The 1,876-nt window shown below is 41.4% G+C and carries 2 protein-coding genes; both read right to left on the bottom strand.

Annotation, left to right across the window (positions count from 1 at the left end; translation table 11 throughout):
• Window positions 1-520: 520 nt before the first annotated feature.
• Entirely contained in the window at window positions 521-1,540 is a 1,020-nt protein-coding gene (locus tag Q0890_RS13605) for a phage/plasmid replication protein, II/X family (RefSeq protein ID WP_299222059.1), read from the bottom strand.
• Complete coding sequence (locus Q0890_RS13600) at window positions 1,533-1,799, bottom strand: hypothetical protein (protein WP_299222057.1); 267 nt, start codon at window positions 1,797-1,799, stop codon at window positions 1,533-1,535. Before Q0890_RS13600 ends, Q0890_RS13605 begins: the two co-directional genes overlap by 8 nt.
• Window positions 1,800-1,876: the final 77 nt, after the last annotated feature.

The following is a 1,876-nucleotide window of genomic DNA, read 5'->3' as shown; positions in this document are numbered from 1 at the left end:
TTCTATAATCCATATTGGAACAATATAGGACAAGTGTAACACTATAAGAAGTAGTGTCAATAAAAAAATGAGACAAAAGGGAGGGGGGGTAGGAAAAGGCTCAAAAAGCCTATTTTTAAACACTCACGGCGGGATTATAGGGTGTGTATATTCTCAACTATGAGACAAAAGGGATGTATTACTAAGTACATCCCTAAAACTTACGCGTGTGTGCGGGCTGTGCGGTCGGGGGAGCGCGCAGTCCACCACACACGTAAGCAAAAAGACTTGAATAAGTCGTAAGTGCGCACTTATAGGTTCTCACGGCAGCGTCATCGTCCGTCCGTTACGGGCACAGAAAACTATGACGACATTATCAGCAAAAAGCTGTTAACTGGAGGGCAAAGGGGTTTCTGCTAATAGGTAGTAACGGCTTCAGCATGAGCCTTTAGAGATACTAACAGGCAATAAAAAGCCCTGACGAGGAAGCAGGGCGTTTCATTGTTGCATTGTTACGATGTTGCATTGTTACAGCGTTACATTAGGCACAGACTACAAGACCTTGTTCAAATGCCCAGTCAGGTATGCCTACAGGTTGAGCCTCTAAAACTCTCATTAATGGGATAACGTTAGCGTCTTTTTGTTCTATATCTCTAGGTATACCAATATCTATGCCTAGCTCTTTCAATTGGGCTTTATAGCGGTAGTAAGTAGGACGTTTTAGTTCTAATTTTAAGTCTTGACCGCCTAGCCAAGCAAAATAAGCCATTTTAACCGATGGTTTTAAATTCTTTAGCTTATCGTCAGTTAATCGCATGTTGTTACTCATCTCTAGCCCCTTAATTAGCTCTAGGAGTAACATTTTACCAGTATCAGCGTTCCAATGTGCAACTTCGTGTAGCTGCCACTCACGTAGCTGGTTAGACCTTAAAACTAACTCTATGCGTAAGGCTCTGTCAGCATATGCGAGCATTTCAGGGGTTCGCAAAGCATCGGGAAAATTACTTTTTTTACTGTTTATTTCGTCACCTTTGGAGTAACACTTCAAGAACCACCGTCTTGAGCGAATATTGCCCCAATAAAGCGTGTCACCTTTGAACTGTCCAGCACCACGATGTTTAAGACTAATTTTTTGACCAGCAGCCCGCAACCAAGCTAAAACTTCTTCACGAGTTTCAAGAAACCATGTCTCGTTAATATCTACTCTCGATACTGTTAATTTACCCATCTTAACGGCGTGTAGCTGCTCTAGGGTAGGTTTTAACTTAAGCTCTGGTATATCTAACAACTTATTAAAGAAAAGCCATACAAGGCGTTTTAGGTCGTTTGTGCCGAATAAATTATGTCCTTGCAGCCATTTAGTGGGATTGCCTGATATTTCTATTGTGGACTGTGTGATTGAGCGGATCGAAATGGTCGCGTCATGTGAACCAACAAGAGGGAGAAACTTAACGAGTGACCACTCGATAGAGTCGCCATCTTTGGATAGAGAAACCACTTCACCATTAGATATTATTCCGTCATGGTCGCATGACATTTTCATTGTTACCCAATCAATCATTTTTAAATTCCTCTTTGAGTACATCAAGGAAGTCTTGTTGACCATTAAGGAGCATTTTGCGGAGGTGTGGCGAGGGGTCTTTTTTCTCGTTGACCATGCGAATAGCGTCTCTAATCTCTATCATGTGCGGTCGCAGCATATCTAAATAATCAGTAACTAGGGTAGCCTTTGGGATACCTTGCAAGGCTGCTAATTCCATTAGTAGCTCATTCATATCGTCATCGACAGATAGGTTAATACGGGTCTTTTTAGTAGGCATTTCTATAATCCATATTGGAACAATATAGGACAAGTGTAACACTATAAGAAGTAGTGTCAATAAAAAAATGAGACAAA

Source organism: uncultured Psychrobacter sp. (assembly GCF_947488565.1).
GTDB lineage: Bacteria > Pseudomonadota > Gammaproteobacteria > Pseudomonadales > Moraxellaceae > Psychrobacter > Psychrobacter saeujeotis.
This window is presented reverse-complemented; position numbering and strand designations above follow the sequence as displayed.